Source organism: Roseomonas sp. CECT 9278 (genome assembly GCF_918698155.1).
GTDB lineage: Bacteria > Pseudomonadota > Alphaproteobacteria > Acetobacterales > Acetobacteraceae > Neoroseomonas.
In genome coordinates, this window is the sequence record NZ_CAKKLX010000010.1 from 94,510 (window position 1) to 110,807 (window position 16,298).

A 16,298-nucleotide genomic window follows, 5' to 3' on the forward strand; every position below is an offset into this window, starting at 1 on the left:
TGCGTTCAGCCTTTCGTCGCGCCGGCGGTCAGCCCGGCGATGTAGTAGTCCATCAGGAAGGCGTAGACGATCACCGGCGGCAGGGCCGCCAGCAGCGCACCAGCCATGATCTGCCCCCACACGAAGGTATCGCCGCGCACCAGCTGCGACACCACGCCGATGGTCAGCGGCATCTGGTCGGGCGTGGTGATGAAGGCGGTCGGATAGACGAAGGCCGCCCAGGACACGGTGAAGGCGAAGATCGTCGCCGCGATGATCCCCGGCAGCGCCACCGGGATGAAGATCTTCAGCAGCATCTGCGACCACGTCGCGCCATCGATCAGCGCCGCCTCGTCCAGCTCCTTCGGGATGGAGGCGAAGTAGCCGATCATGATCCAGGTGCAGAAGGGCACGGTCAGCGTCGGATAGACCAGCATCAGCCCCCAGATCGAGTTCAGCAGGCCGAGCCCGCCGACGATCTGGTACAGCGGGATGAACAGCAGCGTGTCCGGCACCAGGTAGGTCAGGAACACGCCGGTCGCGAGCACCTGGCTGCCCCAGAACCGCATGCGCGACAGCGCGAAGGCCGCCAGGATCGAGATCACCATCGTTAGGAACACCACCACCAGCGTGATCAGCACGCTGTTGATGAAGAAGCCCTGGAACAGCGGGTTCTCGATCAGTGCCCAGTAGTTCTCGAGCGTGGGGCTTCGCACCAGCCAGGGGTTGCCCTGCTGGTCGGCGATCTCGGCACTGGTCTTGAGGCTGGTGATGAACATGTAGACCGGCGGGGTCAGGAAGATGACCGCCGCTACGATCAACGAGATGTAGGACACCACCAGCGCCCAGCGCCGTTCCGACCGCAACGAGCCGGCCTTGTGGTAGATGCCGGGCAGATCCCGGGACGCCGTGCCGGCCGACATCACATCTGCTCCTTGTTGCGACGGGTCACGCCGCGCAGCACGAAGAAGGCGCAGATCGCGAGGATGGGGAACATGAACAGGGACACCGCCGCGCCGCGCGGGATGTTGCCCGACAGGATGCCGACCTGGAACGCATAGGAGGCGAAGACATGCGTGAGGTCGCGCGGCCCGCCATTGGTCAGCACGCGCACGATGTCGTAGTTCGCGAAGGTCACGATCAGGCTGAACAGCACGGTGATCGAGATGATGTTCGCCATCATCGGCAGCGTCACGTAGCGCAGCCGCTGCCAGGCGGTCGCACCGTCGATCGCCGCGGCTTCGTACAGTTGCTCGGGCACCGACTTCAGCGCCGCGAGATACATGATCATGAAGAAGGGCGCGCCGTACCAGACGTTGACGATGATGATCGACAGCCGCGCCCACCAGGGCTCGCCCAGCCACGGCACCTCGGGCACCGCGAACACCTGCAGCAGCCAGTTGATCGACCCGTAGGACGGGTCGAACATCCACCACCAGCCCAGCGTAGACAGCGCCGGCGGGATCACCCAGGGCACCAGCAGCATGCCGCGCCACTTGCGCTGCCCCTTGGTCGGGATGTGGTGCAGCATATGCGCCAGCCAGAAGCCGATCGCCGCCTTCAGCAGCACCGCGGTGATGGCGAAGATGCAGGACTGCCAGGCGACGTTCCAGAAGGTCTCGCTCTCGAACAGGATCTCGAAATTGCCGAGGCCCGTGGGCAGCCATTCGCCCTCCATGAAGCCGGTCATGCGCCGGTTCAGGGTGGACAGGTACATGCCGTAGGCCGCGGGGTAGGCGACAAGCCCGATCACGACCGCCAGCAGCGGCACTGTCATCACGAAGGCGATGGTCGATCGCCGGCGCGCAAGGCGCTGCAGGGACGAGACGCGGTTGCCCTCGATCGGCGGGAGCGCGGATGCGGCGACGCTGCCGTCGGCTGCCATGGCAGGTTTCCTTGGAATGGCGGGGAAAGGCGGGCGGCGCGGGGCCGCCCGCCGGCCCGGCTCAGCCGCCGCGGCGGATGGTGTTGAGCTCGCGCTCCACCCAGCCCAGCGCCTGGTCCAGCGTCTCGCCGCCCTGCACGATGCGCGCGATCAGCTTGGTGTTCAGGCCCTGGTTGTACATCTGCACCGCCATCGAGGCCGGCGCCGGCGCCATCGCGATCGACGTCTGCGACTGGTGATGCGGACGCGACGGGTAGTTGAACACCGACCCGACCGGCGGCCCCTCGGTCTCCCACACGCGGAAGTCGGTCATGCTGAGGAAGGGCGGGATGTCGTAGCCGCTCGACCCGTTGGTCTGACGTTCCGCCTGCGGGCGGTCGGACAGCCATTCCAGCAGCCCCTTCGCCGCCGGCTTGGCTCGGCTGAAGTTCCAGATGCCCCAGAAATACGGCAAGTAGGCGAGCTGGCGGCCCTCGGGCCCCGCCGGCATCGGCACCGTCCAGCACTGCTCGGCCACCTGCGGCGCGTCGCGCTTGGCGACCGCCCAGGCGGAGGGCGGGTTGAAGATCAGCGCCGACCGGCCGGAGATCAGCGCGCGGTTGTTGCCGCCATCGTCCCAGGCCCAGACATCGTTCGGCAGGAAGCGCGAGATGCGCGCGCACATCTCGACCGCCGCGCGCAGCTTCGCGTTGTTGCGCACCGTGACATTGCCGCGCGCATCCATCATGTGCGCGCCATAGGAATTGAACAGCGCACCCACCCAGTCCACCGCATCGGTGAACGACCCCATCGGCAGCCCGAAGGAGAAGCCGGCGCGATGGCACTTCTCGGCGGCCTGGGCGAAGGTCTCCCAGTTCCAGGTATCGGCGCCCGGACCGCGTTCATTGCGCGCGGGCCACATGGCGCGGATGTCGATCCCGGCATGCTGCTGCATGAGGTCGAAGCGCACGCAGGCGGGCTTGGTCTGCGTGCCGGCCACCGCCGGGATCGCCGCCCACTTGCCGTCATGCTTGCCGAGGTACTCGGCCGCCGGATTGACCGGGCCGTACTTGGCGATCAGCCGGCCCATCACGTCGTCCACCGGCTCCAGCATGCGCTGGTGGTTGGACGGCTCCCAGGTCGGGAAGGACATCAGGTCGTAGCCGGTGCGCGACTGCGCCTGCGCGTTGATCGTCAGCAGGATCTGGTTGCCGTTCGACGTGACGGTGTCGACCTGCACCTCGACCCGGTTGGCCCGGCCCCACTCGGCACAGAGTTCGCGCATCACCACGTTGCCGTTCGGCACCCAGTGGTCCCAGAAGCCGCAGCGCAGCGTGCCGCCGGTGCCCTGCGCGTGCACCATCGGCGCGCCGAGCGCGCCGGCCGCCAAAACGCCTGCCCCATTGCGCATCACGTGGCGCCGGGTGATCCCGTGTCTGGACATGCTTTCCCTTCCGTTCTCTCCCCGGGGCGGGCCTTTGCGTCGTGCCCGCTTCTCGGTCGGGGCAGGTTAGTCAGGGAAAAACATGGCTGGCAACAACCTTGACTCAGGTAAGCGCGCCGCCTTGCCCGTTGCCCCGCCGCGGCGCAGGCTGGCCCATCATGGATACGCACGCCTTCGATGCCATCGTCATCGGCGCGGGGATCGCCGGCGCCACCGCCGCCGCGCATCTCTCCGCCACCCGCCGCGTGGCCCTTCTGGAAGCCGAGGACCGCGCCGGCTACCACGCCACCGGCCGCTCCGCCGCCATCTGGATCCGCAACTACGGCAGCCCGGACGCGCGCATCTTCACCGCCGCCTCGCGCGCCTTCTTCGAATCGCCGCCGCCGGGCTTCGCCGATGCACCGCTGATGCGCCCGCGGCCTGTCGTGCACCTGGCACCACCCGACCAGGTCGACCACCTGCGCGAGATGGTCGCCGAGGGCGACGACATGCGCGAAATTCCCGTGGCCGAGGTGCAGGCCATGGTCCCCGCGCTGCGCCCCGGCTACGCCGCCATGGCCGCGATCGAATCCGACTGCTTCGACATCGACGTCGCCGCCATGCACCAGGGCTTCCTGCGCCAGGCGCGCGCCGCCGGCGGCACGCTGGCCCTGCGCGCACGCGCCGGGCGCATCTGGCGCAACGGTGCCGCGTGGTGCGCGCAGACCAGCGACGGCGCCGTCTTCACCGCCCCCGTCATCGTCAACGCCGCCGGCGCCTGGGGCGACGAAGTCGCGGCCATCGCCGGCCTCGACCCGATCGGCCTGCAACCCAAGCGCCGCACCGCCTGCATCATCGACCCGGGCGACCACGACTGCGCCGACTGGCCCTTGCTGGGTGATGCCGGCCACGGCTGGTACGTGCGCGCCGAGGCCCGCCGCAAGCTGATGGTCAGCCCCGCCGACGAGACCGACTCCGACCCCTGCGACGCGCAGCCCGACGAATACGACGTGGCGGTGGCGGTGGACCGCATGCAGCAGGCGCTCGACATACCCGTGGCGCGCATCGAGCACCGCTGGGCCGGCCTGCGCAGCTTCACGCCCGATCGCGGCCTCGCCATCGGGCAAGGCACCGAGCGCGGCTTCTACTGGATGGTCGGCCAGGGCGGCTACGGCATGCAGACGGCCCCTGCGGCGGGCGCGCTGCTGGCGGCGCTCGCCGATGGGCGCGACCCCGGCGCGCTCGCCCCCGCGGTGTCGCTGTGCGACCCGCTGCGCTTCGCACGAAAGGCCACGGCATGAGCGACACGCTGCCCAGCTTCGACGACGTCCGCGCCGCGGCCGATCGCCTCGCGGGGCGCATCCTGCGCACGCCGCTGATCCGCCACCGCCTGCTCGACGAGATCGCCGGCGCCACCGTGCTGGTGAAGCCCGAACCGCTGCAACGCACCGGGTCCTTCAAGCTGCGCGGCGCCACCAACGCGGCGCTGCTGCTGGATGCCGAGGCACGACGCGGGGGCATCGTCACGCATTCCTCCGGCAATCACGGCCAGGCCTGCGCGGCGGCGGCGCATATGCTCGGCATGAAGGCGACCATCGCGATGCCCAGCGACGCCCCCGCCATCAAGGTCGCGGCGACGAAGCGCTGGGGTGCGGAGATCATCCCGTATGATCGCCACGGCGTCGATCGCGACGCACTCGCCGCGACGCTGGCCGCCGAGCGCGGCGCCACCGTCATCCCGCCCTTCGACCATCCGCATGTCATCGCCGGCCAGGGCACCGTCGCGCTGGAATTGCTGGAAGATGCCGGCGCGCTCGGCCTTGAGCCCGACACCGTCGCGGTCTGCACCGGCGGCGGCGGGCTGATCGCCGGCTGCGTGCTGGCGCTGGAAGCCCTCGCCCCCAAGGCCGAGGTCTGGGCCGTCGAACCCGAGGGCTGGGACGATACGCGGCGCTCGCTTGAAGCCGGCCGTCGCCTGGCCAACAGCGTCACCGGCAGCCCCTTCTGCGATGCGCTGCTGGCCAGGCAGCCCGGCGCGCTGACCTTCGCCATCAATCATCGCCACCTGGCCGGCGGCGTGGTGGTGACCGAGGCCGAGGTGCTGCGCGCCATGCGCTTCGCCTTCGAGCACCTCAAGATCGTGGTGGAACCCGGTGGCGCGGTGGCGCTGGCCGCGGTGCTGGAAGGCCGCGTCGCGGCGCGCGGCGGCGTGGTGGGCGTGGTGGTCAGCGGCGGCAATGTCGACCCGGGGGTGTTTGCGCGCGCACTTGCCGGCTGAAGGTGCCGCACAACTCCTGATTGGTTGCGGCGCGCTCCGGCGCCAAAATACGATGCATCATCGGTACGATCGGGAGCAGCGCGCGTGTCGGGCACCTACACCGTTGCGATCAACGGCATCAACCCCAATCCCCCCTTTCCGGTGAACGAGAACATCCTGAACCGGATCACCCTGGGGCTCCTCACCGACTTCCTCGAAATCGACCTGCGCGACACCGTCAGGTCGGTCGGCAACATCATCACCACCGGTTCCGCGACGGCCGCAACGCTGAGGGTCAGCGGCCTCGCCGATGACGACATCATCAGCCTGCTCGACACCGGCACCGGGACCGGCGGTGTGCGGATCGAAAGCGGGATCGTGCTGTGGCAGGGCACGCCCTACGGCACCGTACGCGGCGGCGTGGGCGAGGATTTCATCATCGACTTCACCGGGTCGAGCAACATCACCTCGACCCTCGTGATCGAGCGGATCATGGAGGAACTCAGCTGGCGCAACCTGAGCCATGAGCCGACCCTCGAGAGGACCTTCGTCTTTTCGCTGACCGTGCCCTTGTACAACGCGACGGGCAGCGCCCAGACCAGGATGCGCATCACCGCCGAGAACGACCTGCCGCTGGTCACCAGCGGCGCGGCCACGAGCGTCATCACCGGCCTGAACCCGCTCAAGGTGGCCTATCGCGCGACCGCCGAGGACCTCGACGGCACCATCATCGGCTGGCGCCTGCGCGGCGCCGATGCCGCGCTGTTCACCGTGGATGCGAATGGCGGCGTGCGCTTCGTCGAATCGCCCGACATCAACGCGCCGGCCGATGCCAATGGCGACAACGTCTACGAGATCCTGCTCTCGGCGCAGGACGACGATTTCGGGCGCAGCGTCGACAAGGCGGTGCAGATCAGCGTGCGCGGGGGCAATGCGCCGCCCTCGGGCGAGGTCGTGCTGTCGCTCAACACGGCGAATGATGCGCTGCGCGCCAGCAGCACGCTGGCCGATGCCGACGGGCTCGGCGCCATCACCTACCTCTGGCAGATGCGCAACGAGACCACCGGCGCCTGGAGCAGCGTGCCCAATTCCATCAGCGCCACGCTGGCGGCGCTGCCCGGCCTCGATGACGTCACGCTGCGCGCGCTCGCCCGCTACACCGATGGCGAGGGCCGCGTCACCTCCGTGGCATCCACCACCTGGGCGGAACGCGGCGGTGCGGGCGACGACATCCTGACCGCGCCGGCCAACCGCCGCATGATCCTCTCGGGCGGCGCGGGCGACGATACGCTCACCGGCGGCAACTATGCCGCCACGCTGGAGGGCGGTCTCGGCGACGACCTGCTGCGCGCCGGCGCCGCGGCGGATCGTCTCGGCGGCGGCAGCGGCAACGACACGCTCTCGGGCGGCAATGGCCATGATTCGCTCGCCGGAGGCATCGGCAATGATTCCCTCGTGGGCGGCTTCGGCAATGACACGCTGTCGGGCGGCGCCGGGCAGGACACGATGTCGGGCGGGCCAGGCCAGGATGTCTTCGTGTTCGATTCCCGCGCGCCCTACGACCGCATCGTCCGCTTCTCCTCCGCCGACGACACCATCCTGGTGCGCGGTGCCGCCTTCGGCGGGCTGCCCGCCGGCCCGATCGGCGAGGCGCGCTTCGTCCTCGGCACCGTGCCCGACGCGGCGACGGCGCAGTTCCGCTACAACGCCGGCTACCTCAGCTTCGACCCCGACGGCACCGGCAGCGCGCCCTCCGTGCTCATCGCCGTGCTGGCGGGTGCGCCCGTGCTCACCGCCGCCGACATCGTCGTCGACTGACCCGCGGCGGGCTTGCCCCGCGCGGCGTTCGGCGCTTCCCTGCGGCAGCACCCGATCCTGCGGCCAACGCAGGACGCCCCGGAGGAACACGCCCCATGCGCCGTCGCAGCCTGCTGGCCGCCCCGCTTCTCGCCCTGCCCGCCACCGCGCGCGCGCAGGCCTTCCCCGCCCGGCCCATCACGCTGGTCAGCGGCTATGCGCCGGGGGGTTCGACCGACATCTCCGCCCGCCTGGTGGGCGAGCGCATGCAGGGCTTCCTCGCCCCCGACGCCCGCGTGGTGGTCGAGAACCGCCCGGGCGCGGCCGGGCGCATCGCCTCGGACTGGCTGCGCCGGCAGCCGGCCGACGGCTACGTGCTGATGCTGACCGAAAGCTCCTCGCACGCGCTGCTGCCGCATGCGGTGCGCCGCGGCACGCCCTATGACCCGGTCACCGATTTCACGCAGGTCGCGATGGTCTGCACCACCCCCTATGCGCTGATCACGCGCACGGATTTCCCAGCGCGCACGGCCCAGGACATGGTGGCGCAGCTGCGCACCGCCGAACCCGAATCGCTGCCCTTCGCCACCTCCGGCGTGGCCAATGCGACGCATTTCGCCGCGGAACTCCTGGTCAACACGCTCGGCCGCGGCGGGCGCTTCCCGAACGTGCCGTATCGCTCGGGCGGGCTGATGGTGGAAAGCATCGCCCGCGGCGAGACCGGCTGGGGCACCGCCGCGCTCGCCTCGGCGGCCGCGCAGATCCAGGGTGGGCGCATCCGCGGCATGGCAGTCACCTCGGCGCAGCGTTCGGCGTCCTTCCCCGACATGCCGACGCTCGCCGAAAGCGGCGTGCCGGGCTTCGACCTGGTGAACTGGTACGCCATCATCGGCCCGCCCAACATGCCGGCCGCGGTGACGGTCGCGCTGAACCGCGCCATCAACCAGGCGCTGGCCGATGCGCAGCTGCGCCAGCGCTTCCTGACCGCGGCACTCGACCCCTGGCCGGGCGACAATTCGCCGGAGGCCGCGCGCGCCTATTTCGCCGCCGAGCAGGACCGCTGGCGCGACTACGTCAGCCGAACGAACCTGCGCCTCGACGAATGACGCCCGACGCCGACATCGTCATCATTGGCGGCGGGTCGGCCGGCTGCATCCTGGCGGCGCGGCTGAGCGAGGACGCATCCTGCCGCGTGCTGCTGCTGGAGGCCGGGCCGCCGGATCGCGACGTCTGGATCAGCCTGCCCGCCGGCTATGCGAAGCTGTATGGCAGCGGCAAGTACGACTGGCGCTACGAGACGGAACCCGAGCCGCATCTGAACGATCGCCGCATCCACTGGCCACGCGGGCGCGTACTGGGCGGGTCCGGCAGCGTGAACGGCCTCGTCTTCCTGCGCGGATCCCCGCACGACTACGACCGCTGGGCGCAGGCGGGCGCTACCGGCTGGGCGTATCGCGATGTCGAGCCGGTGTTCCGCCGCATCGAACATTGGGACGGCGCACCCGACCCGGCGCGCGGCGCCGATGGCGCCATCCATGTCCGCGAACCGCGCAGGCTCGCCCCCGCCGCCAGGGCCTTCGTGGACGCCTGCATCGCCGCCGGCCTGCCGCGCAACGCCGACTGGAACAATGGCCAGCCGATCGACGGCGCGGGGCCGGTGCAGCTCAACGTCAATGGCGGCACCAGGTCCTCCACCGCGAAGGAATACCTGCGCCCGGCGATGGGACGGCCGAACCTGCGCGTCGAGACCGGCGTGCTGGCCACGCGCATCGTGGTCGAAGGCGGCCGCGCCGTCGCGGTCGAGGCGTTGCAGAACGGCCAGCCCGCCACCTTCCGCGCGGCGCGCGAGATCGTGTGTTCCGCCGGCGCGATCGAGACGCCGAAGCTGCTGATGCTGTCGGGCATCGGCGACGGCGCGGCGCTGCAGGGGCTTGGCATCCCGGTCGTGCATCACAGCCCGCAGGTCGGCCGCAACCTTCAGGACCACCTGATCGCGAAGTTCATCTACCGCTCGAAGCCCTGCGGCACGCTGAACGAGATCCTGCAATCGCCCTTCCGCAAGGCGAAGATGGGGCTCGACTACCTGCTCTCGCGCGCCGGCCCGCTGGCGATCGGCGCTGGCGAGGCGAATGCCTTCGCGCGCGTGACACCGGGTGCGGAGGAAGCCGAGGTGCAGTTCCTCTTCGTGAACTTCTCCACCTTCGACTACATGAAGGGCCTGCAGGACTTCCCGGGCTTCATGTTCAACTACGGCGCCTGCCGGCCCGACAGCCGAGGCGAGGTCTTCCTGAAATCCCCCGACGTGCGAGACAAGCCCGGCATCCGCGCCAACTACCTCGACCATCCGAACGACGTGCGCGTGATGCTGGGTGCGGCGCGGCTTGGCCGGCGCATCGCGCAGCAATCTCCGCTCGCCGCACTGATCGAGGAAGAACTCCGCCCCGGTCCCGACGCCACCACGGATGACGCGCTGCTGGACAACATCCGCGCCACCGCCGGCACGGTCTTCCACCCCTGCGGCACCGCGGCGATGGGCAGTGTGCTCGATCCGCAACTGCGCCTGCGCGGCGTGGCCGGGCTGCGCGTGGCGGATGCCTCGGCGTTTCCGCTGATCCCCTCGCCCAATATCCAGCCGGCGGTGATGCTGGTGGCGGAACGCGCCGCCGCCTTCATCGGGGCCGGCGCGAGCGTCCCCGCGTAGATCCGACGGCGCACACGACGCGCCGGAGGCATGGCCGCGAGCCCGCGCGCGCGGACATCGCTCTACGCATAGGCGAACATCGCCAGCCACCGCGCCAGCACGCGGTCCATCTGGGCGCGCTGCGCCTCGCTCAGTTCCTCGCGATGATTGCCGGGCGCGACCTGGCGGATATGCGCCGTGGGGTCCGGCGTCTCGGGCCGCACATCGTGGCGGTCGGCGATGCGCGCGCGCTCGGCCGCCGCGACATCCCAGCCGAACCAGGCGCAGATCGCATCGACCCAGGCGCGCTTGCGGAAGATCACGTCCTCGTAGCGGAACACCGCGGTGCCCTCGCGATGCAGGATGCCGCTGCCGACCAGCCTGTCGAACTGCGCATCCAGCCCGCGCGCCACCTGCATCACATGCGCATCCTTGCCGCGGGCGATCGCCCGGGCGCGGTTGCGCGCCATGAAGTGCTCGCCCTCCTCGGCCTTGGGCACGACATGGCTCTGCGTCACGGAATACCAGTGGGACACGGCCATGTCGCGCGGGTCGCGCACCAGCACCACGCAGCGCGCGGCGTCCAGGATCGGGATGGCGTAGGGCGGCGGGCCGCGGAAACCGCCGTAGCAATACCCGCGCGGGCGGAACAGCGCCCCGGCCTCGTGCGGCTGCTCGGTCAGGCGCAGCCCCTGGACGAAAAAGAAATCCTGCAGCGAGACATAGGCGAGCCCGGCCTGCGGCGCGAGGTCCTGCAGCAGCGCGAACAGCAGCGTCGACCCGGCCTTGGGCAGTGACATCGCCACCACGCTCGGCGCCTCCGACGGCGCCGGCGGCAGCTCCGGCAGGCGGATGCCGGTCGGCGCGAAGCGGAAGCGCAGCGCGTCCAGCGCCTCAGCCATCGAGGTAGCGGGCCGTCAGGTGATCGATGAAATCCTGCGGGTCGAGCGGCTTGCCGGTCGCCGCGCGCAGCAGCTCCTGGAAGCCGAGCAGCGATCCCTTCGCATGCACATGCACGCGCAGCCAGGACAGCAGCGGCGCCATGTCGCCCTGCGCCAGCGCGGCATCGAGCCCCGGCTCCGCCGCCCGCGCCGCCTTCATCAGCTGCGCGGCCGCCATCGCCCCCAGCGTATAGGACGGGAAATAGCCGAAGGCGCCGTCGTGCCAGTGGATGTCCTGCAGGCAGCCCCGCGCATCGTCGGGCGGGGTGATGCCGAGCATCCGCTGCATCCCCTCGTTCCAGGCGCCGGGAAGGTCGGCCACCTCCAGCCTGCCCTGGATCATCGCGCGTTCCAGCCGGAAGCGCAGGATGACGTGGGCGGGATAGGTGATCTCGTCGGCATCGACGCGGATGAAGCCGCGTTCCACCCGCCGCCAGTTCGCCGCAAGGTTGCCCGGTGCATAGGCCGCCGCATCGCCGCCGAAGGCCGCGCGCAATTCGCCGCCCAGGAAGCCCAGGAAGGCATCGGACCGGCAGGCCTGCATCTCGACGATCAGCGACTGCGATTCATGCGCCGCCATGCCCGCGGCATCGCCGACCGGCTGGCGCGCGAAGGCCGCCGGAAGGCCGCGTTCGTACAGCGCGTGCCCGGTCTCGTGCAGCACGCCGAGCAGCGCCTTCGACACGTCGCGCGCGTCGTAGAAGGTGGTCAGGCGCACATCGGTCGGCGTGCCGCCGCAGAACGGATGCAGCGATTCATCGAGGCGCGCGTGCGCGTAGTCGAGCCCGATGCGCGCCGACAGCCGGGCGCACAAATCCCGCTGCGCCGGCACCGGGAAGGGGCCGGGCAGCGCCACGGCCGGGGGGCGGGCGGCCTGGATCGCCTCGGCGCGCGGCAGGGCGTCGGCCAGGAAGGCCTCGTAGGCGGCGAAGACCGGTTCGACATCGGCGGCCGCCACGCCGCGCTGGTAGCCGTCCATCAGCGCATCGTAGGGGTCCATGGACAGCGCCGCGGCCAGCGCCTGCGCGGTCTCCCGCTGGAGGCGCACCACCTCCGCCAGGGCCGGCGCCACGTGGGCGAAGTCGGCCCGCGCCTTGGCCTCGCGCCAGATCTTCTCGCAGGCCGAATTGGCGCGGGTGCTCGCTTCCACCAATTCGGTCGGCAGGGCGGTCGCGCGGGCATGGCTGCGCACCATCAGCGCGAGGTTGGTCTCCTCCCACACGCCTTCGGGCCGCGCGATCTCGAGGTCCTCGGCGACCACCGGCGCGGTCAGCAATTCGTGCGCGAGGCCGGCCAGCGCGGCGAGCTGTTCGCCACGCGCCTCCCCCCCGCCCGGCGGCATCATCGCCGAAGCATCCCAGTGCAGCATCGCGGCGGCCTCGCCCAGCGCGGCGATGCGCGCGAAGCGGGCCTTCAGGCGGTCATAGGCGGCGTTGTGCATCCCGTGTTCAGTCCTTCAGCCGCCGCCGCGCCCAGACCAGGAACACCCCGGCAAGCGCGACGGCCAGGCCATACCACGTGATGGCATAGCCGAGATGGTTGTTGGAGGGGCGTGGCAGGCGGCGGTCAGCCTGCGGCAGGCCAGGCCCCTGCCCCAGCGCCACCAGCCCGAAGGGTGCCAGCTGCGGCAGGTCCAGCGCGGGGCCGATCACCACCGGGTCGAAGGTGTAGAAGCGGCGCCCGGCGGTGTCGTCGGTGGCGGAGAACATCCCGACGCGCTCGACCGGGCGCACCCAGGCGGTGACGCGCACCTCCCCCGCGGGCCGGTCGACCGTGGCGCGGCCCTCCAGCGGCACCCAGCCGCGGTCGACCAGGATGGCCGGCGCGCCGTCGCGCAGCAGCGGCGTAACGAGGCGCGCGCCGAGCGTCGCGCCGCGCACCTCGATACCGACCAGCGACTCGCGCCCATGATCCAGCCGTCCGGCGGCCTCGACCTTGGTGAAGGGGACCGGGTCGGCCGGCAGCGGCTGGGCGGGGCCGGCCTCGGCGGCATCGATGCGCGCCAGGATGCCGGCCTTCCAGCCCAGGCGCTGCGCCTGCCAGGTGCCGAGGGCGAGCAGCACCGCCAGCACCGGCAGGGTCACGAGGAGCGGCAGGATCAGCCGGCGCAGGCCGGGGCGTGATGACATGGCGCGGCTATATGGCCTCCGGCGCCCGGCCGGAAGCCCAGGCGGGATCAGCCCGCGTCGCGCCGGTGCCGCCATTGCAGCGCCGCCAGCGCCGCCTTGGCCACGCGCATGGTCAGCACGGACAGCGGCAGCACCACCGCCGGCCACAGAACGGCATGCACCCAGAGCGGCGGGGTGAAGCGCACATCGACCCAGATGGCGAGGCCCACGGTCAGCGCGCCGATGACGAAGATGCCCGCCACCGCCGGCCCGTCGCCGGCATCATGGGCGCGCAGGTCGAGCCCGCAGGCATCGCAGGTGTCGCGGATGTCGAGCAAGCCGCGGAACAGCGCGCCCTGTCCGCAGCGCGGGCAGCGCCCGAGCAGCGCGACCTTCCAGACCGGCGCGGCGATGGTCATGCCGGACCTCCCCAGACGAAAGCGGCCCGAGGCACAACCTCGGGCCGGGAGCGCACGGCACGACCGCGCCCAACCTGTGCTTCGCCGCCAAGGCTGCCGTGCACGGCGCGCAAGCCAAGCTGCCGGATGGCGGCGCCGGCGCTTGAGGCGAGATCAGTGTTCCGCGATGACGCCTGCGCCCCACCAGTAGATGCAGACGAACAGGAACAGCCACACCACGTCCACGAAGTGCCAGTACCAGGCGGCGGCCTCGAATCCGAAATGCCGTTCCGGGCTGAAATGCCCCTTGATGGCGCGGACCAGGCACACGATCAGGAAGGTGGTGCCGACGATCACGTGGAAGCCGTGGAAGCCGGTGGCCAGGAAGAAGGTGGAGGAATAGATGCCGCCGCCCGCGAAGGGGAAGGGCGAGATCGAATACTCCCAGGCCTGCAGCGAGGTGAACAGCAGCCCCAGCGCCACGGTCAGCGACAGGCCGGTGATCAGCGCCCTGCGGTCGTTCTGGAGCAGCGCGGCATGCGCCCAGGTGACCGTGCAGCCCGACAGCAGCAGGATCATGGTGTTGAGGAAGGGCAGGCCCCAGGGGTCGAAGGTCTCGATCCCGCGCGGCGGCCAGATGGACGGCGCGACGGCGCCCGAGACGTGTTCGGGGTACAGCGCGAAGTGGAAATAGGCCCAGAAGAAGGCGACGAAGAACATCACCTCGGAGGCGATGAACAGGATCATGCCGTAGCGCAGGCCGATCTGCACGATCGGCGAGTGCAGGCCGGGCGTCGCGCTCTCCTTCAACACGTCGCGCCACCACATGAACATGGTGCCGAGCGTCATCGCCAGGCCGAGGAAGAACACCCAGGTGATCGACGAATGCGCCCACAGGACGATGCCCAGCACCAGCGCGCCGCCGCCGAAGGCGCCGGTCAGCGGCCAGGGCGACGGATCGACCAGGTGGTACGGGTGCTTGTAGTGCGGCGCTGATTCGCCCTGGGTGCTGCTGGCCATCGGAGTTCCTGGACCTCGGATCCTGTGCAGGGGGGCTCGGCGCCCCTGCTGGTGTCGCGCCGCATCAATCCCGAAAAGCCGCGGCGGATCAAGCCCGCCGGCGGCATGAACGGGGGATGCCGCGCTCAGTTGGTGCGTGCCCCCGCCCGGCCGACATGCGGCCCCGCATTGGCCATCGCGCCGGCGCGCTGCGCGTCCTCGATGGTGCGGTAGAAGGTGTAGGAGAGCGTGATGGTGGTGATGTCGCGCGTGTTGGGGTCCTCGGCGATGCGGGGATCGACCCAGAAGCTCACCGGCATGTCCACGCGCTGGCCGGGCGCCAGCGTCTGCTCGTCGAAGCAGAAGCAGGCGACCTTGTGGAAGTACCGCCCGACCTTCTCCGGCGTGACGTTGTAGACCGACACCCCGGTCACCGGCGTCTCCGCGCGATTGGCGGCGGTATAGAAGGCGAGGCCTTCCTCGCCGAGCCGTACGGTCATGGCGGGCTGCTCCGCCTGGAAGCGCCAGGGCAGGGACCGGTCGGTCTGGGCGGCAAAGCGCACGGTGATGGTGCGGTCGGTCGCCCCCGGCGCGGCGAGCCCACGCTGCGTGGTGCCGTTGTAGCCCGTCACGCGGCAGAACAGGTCATAGAGCGGGACGGCGGCGAAGGACAGGCCGACCATGCCGAAGGCCACCCCGCCCATCACCAGGCCGAGCCGGCGGTTGCGCGTGCGGATGTCGGTCATCCGCGCATCACCCGCGCCATGCCGACGAAATAGAACAGCACCGACAGCGCCACCAGCACGAGCAGGATGGCGATGTTGCGCCCGCGCCGGCGCCGGTGGAACAGGGCGAGTTCCTCGGGCGTCATGTGGGCAGGACCAGACGGTCGATCGCCAGCGCGCCCAGCAGCACAAACAGGTAGTAGAGCGAGAATCGGAAGCAGGCCTTGGCCGGCGCGTCCTTGGTCAGGCTGCGCCCGGCCTCGTCCTGCTGGTCCCGCAGCACGGCCAGGGCATGGCGCAGGAACATCGCGCCGAGCACCGCCGCCACGATGGCGTAGACCGGCCCGGCGAAACCCACCAGCCAGGGCGTCAGGCTGAGTGGCACCAGCAGGGCGGTGTAGATCATCACCTGCCGGCGGGTTTCCTTCGCACCGGCGGTGACCGGCAGCATCGGCACGCCGGCGCGCGCGTAGTCATCATGCGCCCACAGCGCCAGCGCCCAGAAATGCGGCGGCGTCCAGGCAAAGACGATGGCGAACAGCAGGATCGGCACCAGCGTCACGTCGCCGGTCACCGCCGCCCAGCCGATCACCGGCGGGAAGGCGCCGGCCGCACCGCCGATGACGATGTTCTGCGGCGTGCGGCGCTTCAGCCACATGGTGTAGACGAACACATAGAAGGCGATGGACAGCGCCAGGATGCCGGCGGCAACCAGGTTCGTCGCGACCCACATCACGCTGACCGAGCCCACCGACAGCCAGATGCCGAAGGCGAGGGCCGCCGCCGGCGCGATGCGCCCGGCCGGAATGGGGCGCTTGGCCGTGCGGCGCATCACTGCGTCGATGTCTCGGTCGAACCACATGTTGATGGCACCGGCAGCGCCGGAGGCGACCGCGATGCACAGGATGGCGGTGATGGACAGCACCGGCGGCATGGCCAGCGCACCCGGCGCCACCAGCAGCCCGACCACGCCGGAGAAGACCACCAGCGTCATCACGCGCGGCTTCAGCAGCGCGATCCAGTCGCGCACCTCCGACATGTCATAGGAAGCAGGAAGGGGGGCCGTGCCCCCCTGTCCCCTTTGCAGCGCGGTGTCGCTCATGGCGGCTCCGTTCCGGCGCGCACCC

The 16,298-nt window shown here is 70.7% G+C and carries 16 protein-coding genes; 5 read left to right on the forward strand and 11 right to left on the reverse strand.

Annotation, left to right across the window (positions count from 1 at the left end; translation table 11 throughout):
- Positions 1-5: 5 nt before the first annotated feature.
- The 3 genes from LQ222_RS09235 to LQ222_RS09245 form a co-directional block, all read right to left on the reverse strand.
- Complete coding sequence (locus LQ222_RS09235) at positions 6-902, reverse strand: carbohydrate ABC transporter permease (RefSeq protein WP_230165969.1); 897 nt, start codon at positions 900-902, stop codon at positions 6-8.
- Complete coding sequence (locus LQ222_RS09240) at positions 902-1,864, reverse strand: carbohydrate ABC transporter permease (RefSeq protein WP_230165970.1); 963 nt, start codon at positions 1,862-1,864, stop codon at positions 902-904. The genes LQ222_RS09235 and LQ222_RS09240 overlap by 1 nt, the downstream gene beginning before the upstream one ends.
- A gap of 61 nt (positions 1,865-1,925) precedes the next feature.
- Positions 1,926-3,287 (reverse strand): ABC transporter substrate-binding protein, encoded by a 1,362-nt coding sequence (locus tag LQ222_RS09245; protein ID WP_230165971.1) that lies wholly within the window; start codon positions 3,285-3,287, stop codon positions 1,926-1,928.
- A 158-nt stretch (positions 3,288-3,445) separates the two neighbouring features.
- Between LQ222_RS09245 and LQ222_RS09250 the strand changes: the two genes are divergently transcribed.
- The 5 genes from LQ222_RS09250 (at position 3,446) to LQ222_RS09270 (ending at position 10,021) form a co-directional block, all read left to right on the forward strand.
- Entirely contained in the window at positions 3,446-4,567 is a 1,122-nt protein-coding gene (locus tag LQ222_RS09250) for an FAD-binding oxidoreductase (RefSeq protein WP_230165973.1), read from the forward strand.
- Positions 4,564-5,544: a threonine/serine dehydratase gene (locus LQ222_RS09255; protein WP_230165975.1), complete on the forward strand. Its 981-nt coding sequence runs from the start codon at positions 4,564-4,566 to the stop codon at positions 5,542-5,544. The genes LQ222_RS09250 and LQ222_RS09255 overlap by 4 nt, the downstream gene beginning before the upstream one ends.
- A gap of 84 nt (positions 5,545-5,628) precedes the next feature.
- Positions 5,629-7,341, forward strand: coding sequence for a calcium-binding protein (locus LQ222_RS09260; protein ID WP_230165977.1), 1,713 nt, complete (start codon positions 5,629-5,631; stop codon positions 7,339-7,341).
- 95 nt (positions 7,342-7,436) lie between these two features.
- The gene (locus LQ222_RS09265; RefSeq protein ID WP_230165978.1) at positions 7,437-8,426 is read left to right on the forward strand and encodes a tripartite tricarboxylate transporter substrate binding protein; all 990 of its coding nucleotides are present in this window, start codon (positions 7,437-7,439) and stop codon (positions 8,424-8,426) included.
- Positions 8,423-10,021: a GMC family oxidoreductase gene (locus LQ222_RS09270; protein WP_230165979.1), complete on the forward strand. Its 1,599-nt coding sequence runs from the start codon at positions 8,423-8,425 to the stop codon at positions 10,019-10,021. The genes LQ222_RS09265 and LQ222_RS09270 overlap by 4 nt, the downstream gene beginning before the upstream one ends.
- A gap of 62 nt (positions 10,022-10,083) precedes the next feature.
- Here LQ222_RS09270 and LQ222_RS09275 read toward each other — a convergent pair whose 3' ends face one another.
- The 8 genes from LQ222_RS09275 to LQ222_RS09305 all read right to left on the reverse strand — a co-directional run bounded on the left by LQ222_RS09275 (position 10,084) and on the right by LQ222_RS09305 (position 16,273).
- Positions 10,084-10,902: a sulfotransferase domain-containing protein gene (locus LQ222_RS09275; protein WP_230165980.1), complete on the reverse strand. Its 819-nt coding sequence runs from the start codon at positions 10,900-10,902 to the stop codon at positions 10,084-10,086.
- A complete protein-coding gene (locus LQ222_RS09280; protein WP_230165981.1) occupies positions 10,895-12,382 on the reverse strand; it encodes a carboxypeptidase M32 in 1,488 nt (495 codons plus the stop codon). Before LQ222_RS09280 ends, LQ222_RS09275 begins: the two co-directional genes overlap by 8 nt.
- 7 nt (positions 12,383-12,389) lie before the next feature.
- A complete protein-coding gene (locus LQ222_RS09285; RefSeq protein WP_230165982.1) occupies positions 12,390-13,070 on the reverse strand; it encodes an SURF1 family protein in 681 nt (226 codons plus the stop codon).
- 47 nt (positions 13,071-13,117) lie between these two features.
- On the reverse strand, positions 13,118-13,468 hold the full coding sequence (locus tag LQ222_RS09290; RefSeq protein ID WP_230165983.1) for a DUF983 domain-containing protein: 351 nt from the start codon (positions 13,466-13,468) through the stop codon (positions 13,118-13,120).
- A 153-nt stretch (positions 13,469-13,621) separates the two neighbouring features.
- Positions 13,622-14,467: a cytochrome c oxidase subunit 3 gene (locus tag LQ222_RS09295; RefSeq protein ID WP_230165984.1), complete on the reverse strand. Its 846-nt coding sequence runs from the start codon at positions 14,465-14,467 to the stop codon at positions 13,622-13,624.
- Between the two features lie 125 nt (positions 14,468-14,592).
- A complete protein-coding gene (locus LQ222_RS09300; protein ID WP_230165986.1) occupies positions 14,593-15,192 on the reverse strand; it encodes a cytochrome c oxidase assembly protein in 600 nt (199 codons plus the stop codon).
- Positions 15,189-15,317: a hypothetical protein gene (locus LQ222_RS26205; RefSeq protein ID WP_256444019.1), complete on the reverse strand. Its 129-nt coding sequence runs from the start codon at positions 15,315-15,317 to the stop codon at positions 15,189-15,191. The genes LQ222_RS09300 and LQ222_RS26205 overlap by 4 nt, the downstream gene beginning before the upstream one ends.
- The gene (locus tag LQ222_RS09305; protein WP_374202159.1) at positions 15,314-16,273 is read right to left on the reverse strand and encodes a heme o synthase; all 960 of its coding nucleotides are present in this window, start codon (positions 16,271-16,273) and stop codon (positions 15,314-15,316) included. The genes LQ222_RS26205 and LQ222_RS09305 overlap by 4 nt, the downstream gene beginning before the upstream one ends.
- Positions 16,274-16,298: the final 25 nt, after the last annotated feature.

What these genes read in the sequence shown, in the direction of transcription:
- LQ222_RS09235 (WP_230165969.1), bottom strand. Translation starts at nt 902, where the DNA reads ATGTCGGCCGGCACGGCGTCCCGGGATCTGCCCGGCATCTACCACAAG.
- LQ222_RS09240 (WP_230165970.1), bottom strand. Translation starts at nt 1,864, where the DNA reads ATGGCAGCCGACGGCAGCGTCGCCGCATCCGCGCTCCCGCCGATCGAG.
- LQ222_RS09245 (WP_230165971.1), bottom strand. Translation starts at nt 3,287, where the DNA reads ATGTCCAGACACGGGATCACCCGGCGCCACGTGATGCGCAATGGGGCA.
- LQ222_RS09250 (WP_230165973.1), top strand. Translation starts at nt 3,446, where the DNA reads ATGGATACGCACGCCTTCGATGCCATCGTCATCGGCGCGGGGATCGCC.
- LQ222_RS09255 (WP_230165975.1), top strand. Translation starts at nt 4,564, where the DNA reads ATGAGCGACACGCTGCCCAGCTTCGACGACGTCCGCGCCGCGGCCGAT.
- LQ222_RS09265 (WP_230165978.1), top strand. Translation starts at nt 7,437, where the DNA reads ATGCGCCGTCGCAGCCTGCTGGCCGCCCCGCTTCTCGCCCTGCCCGCC.
- LQ222_RS09270 (WP_230165979.1), top strand. Translation starts at nt 8,423, where the DNA reads ATGACGCCCGACGCCGACATCGTCATCATTGGCGGCGGGTCGGCCGGC.
- LQ222_RS09275 (WP_230165980.1), bottom strand. Translation starts at nt 10,902, where the DNA reads ATGGCTGAGGCGCTGGACGCGCTGCGCTTCCGCTTCGCGCCGACCGGC.
- LQ222_RS09280 (WP_230165981.1), bottom strand. Translation starts at nt 12,382, where the DNA reads ATGCACAACGCCGCCTATGACCGCCTGAAGGCCCGCTTCGCGCGCATC.
- LQ222_RS09285 (WP_230165982.1), bottom strand. Translation starts at nt 13,070, where the DNA reads ATGTCATCACGCCCCGGCCTGCGCCGGCTGATCCTGCCGCTCCTCGTG.
- LQ222_RS09290 (WP_230165983.1), bottom strand. Translation starts at nt 13,468, where the DNA reads ATGACCATCGCCGCGCCGGTCTGGAAGGTCGCGCTGCTCGGGCGCTGC.
- LQ222_RS09295 (WP_230165984.1), bottom strand. Translation starts at nt 14,467, where the DNA reads ATGGCCAGCAGCACCCAGGGCGAATCAGCGCCGCACTACAAGCACCCG.
- LQ222_RS09300 (WP_230165986.1), bottom strand. Translation starts at nt 15,192, where the DNA reads ATGACCGACATCCGCACGCGCAACCGCCGGCTCGGCCTGGTGATGGGC.
- LQ222_RS26205 (WP_256444019.1), bottom strand. Translation starts at nt 15,317, where the DNA reads ATGACGCCCGAGGAACTCGCCCTGTTCCACCGGCGCCGGCGCGGGCGC.
- LQ222_RS09305 (WP_374202159.1), bottom strand. Translation starts at nt 16,273, where the DNA reads ATGAGCGACACCGCGCTGCAAAGGGGACAGGGGGGCACGGCCCCCCTT.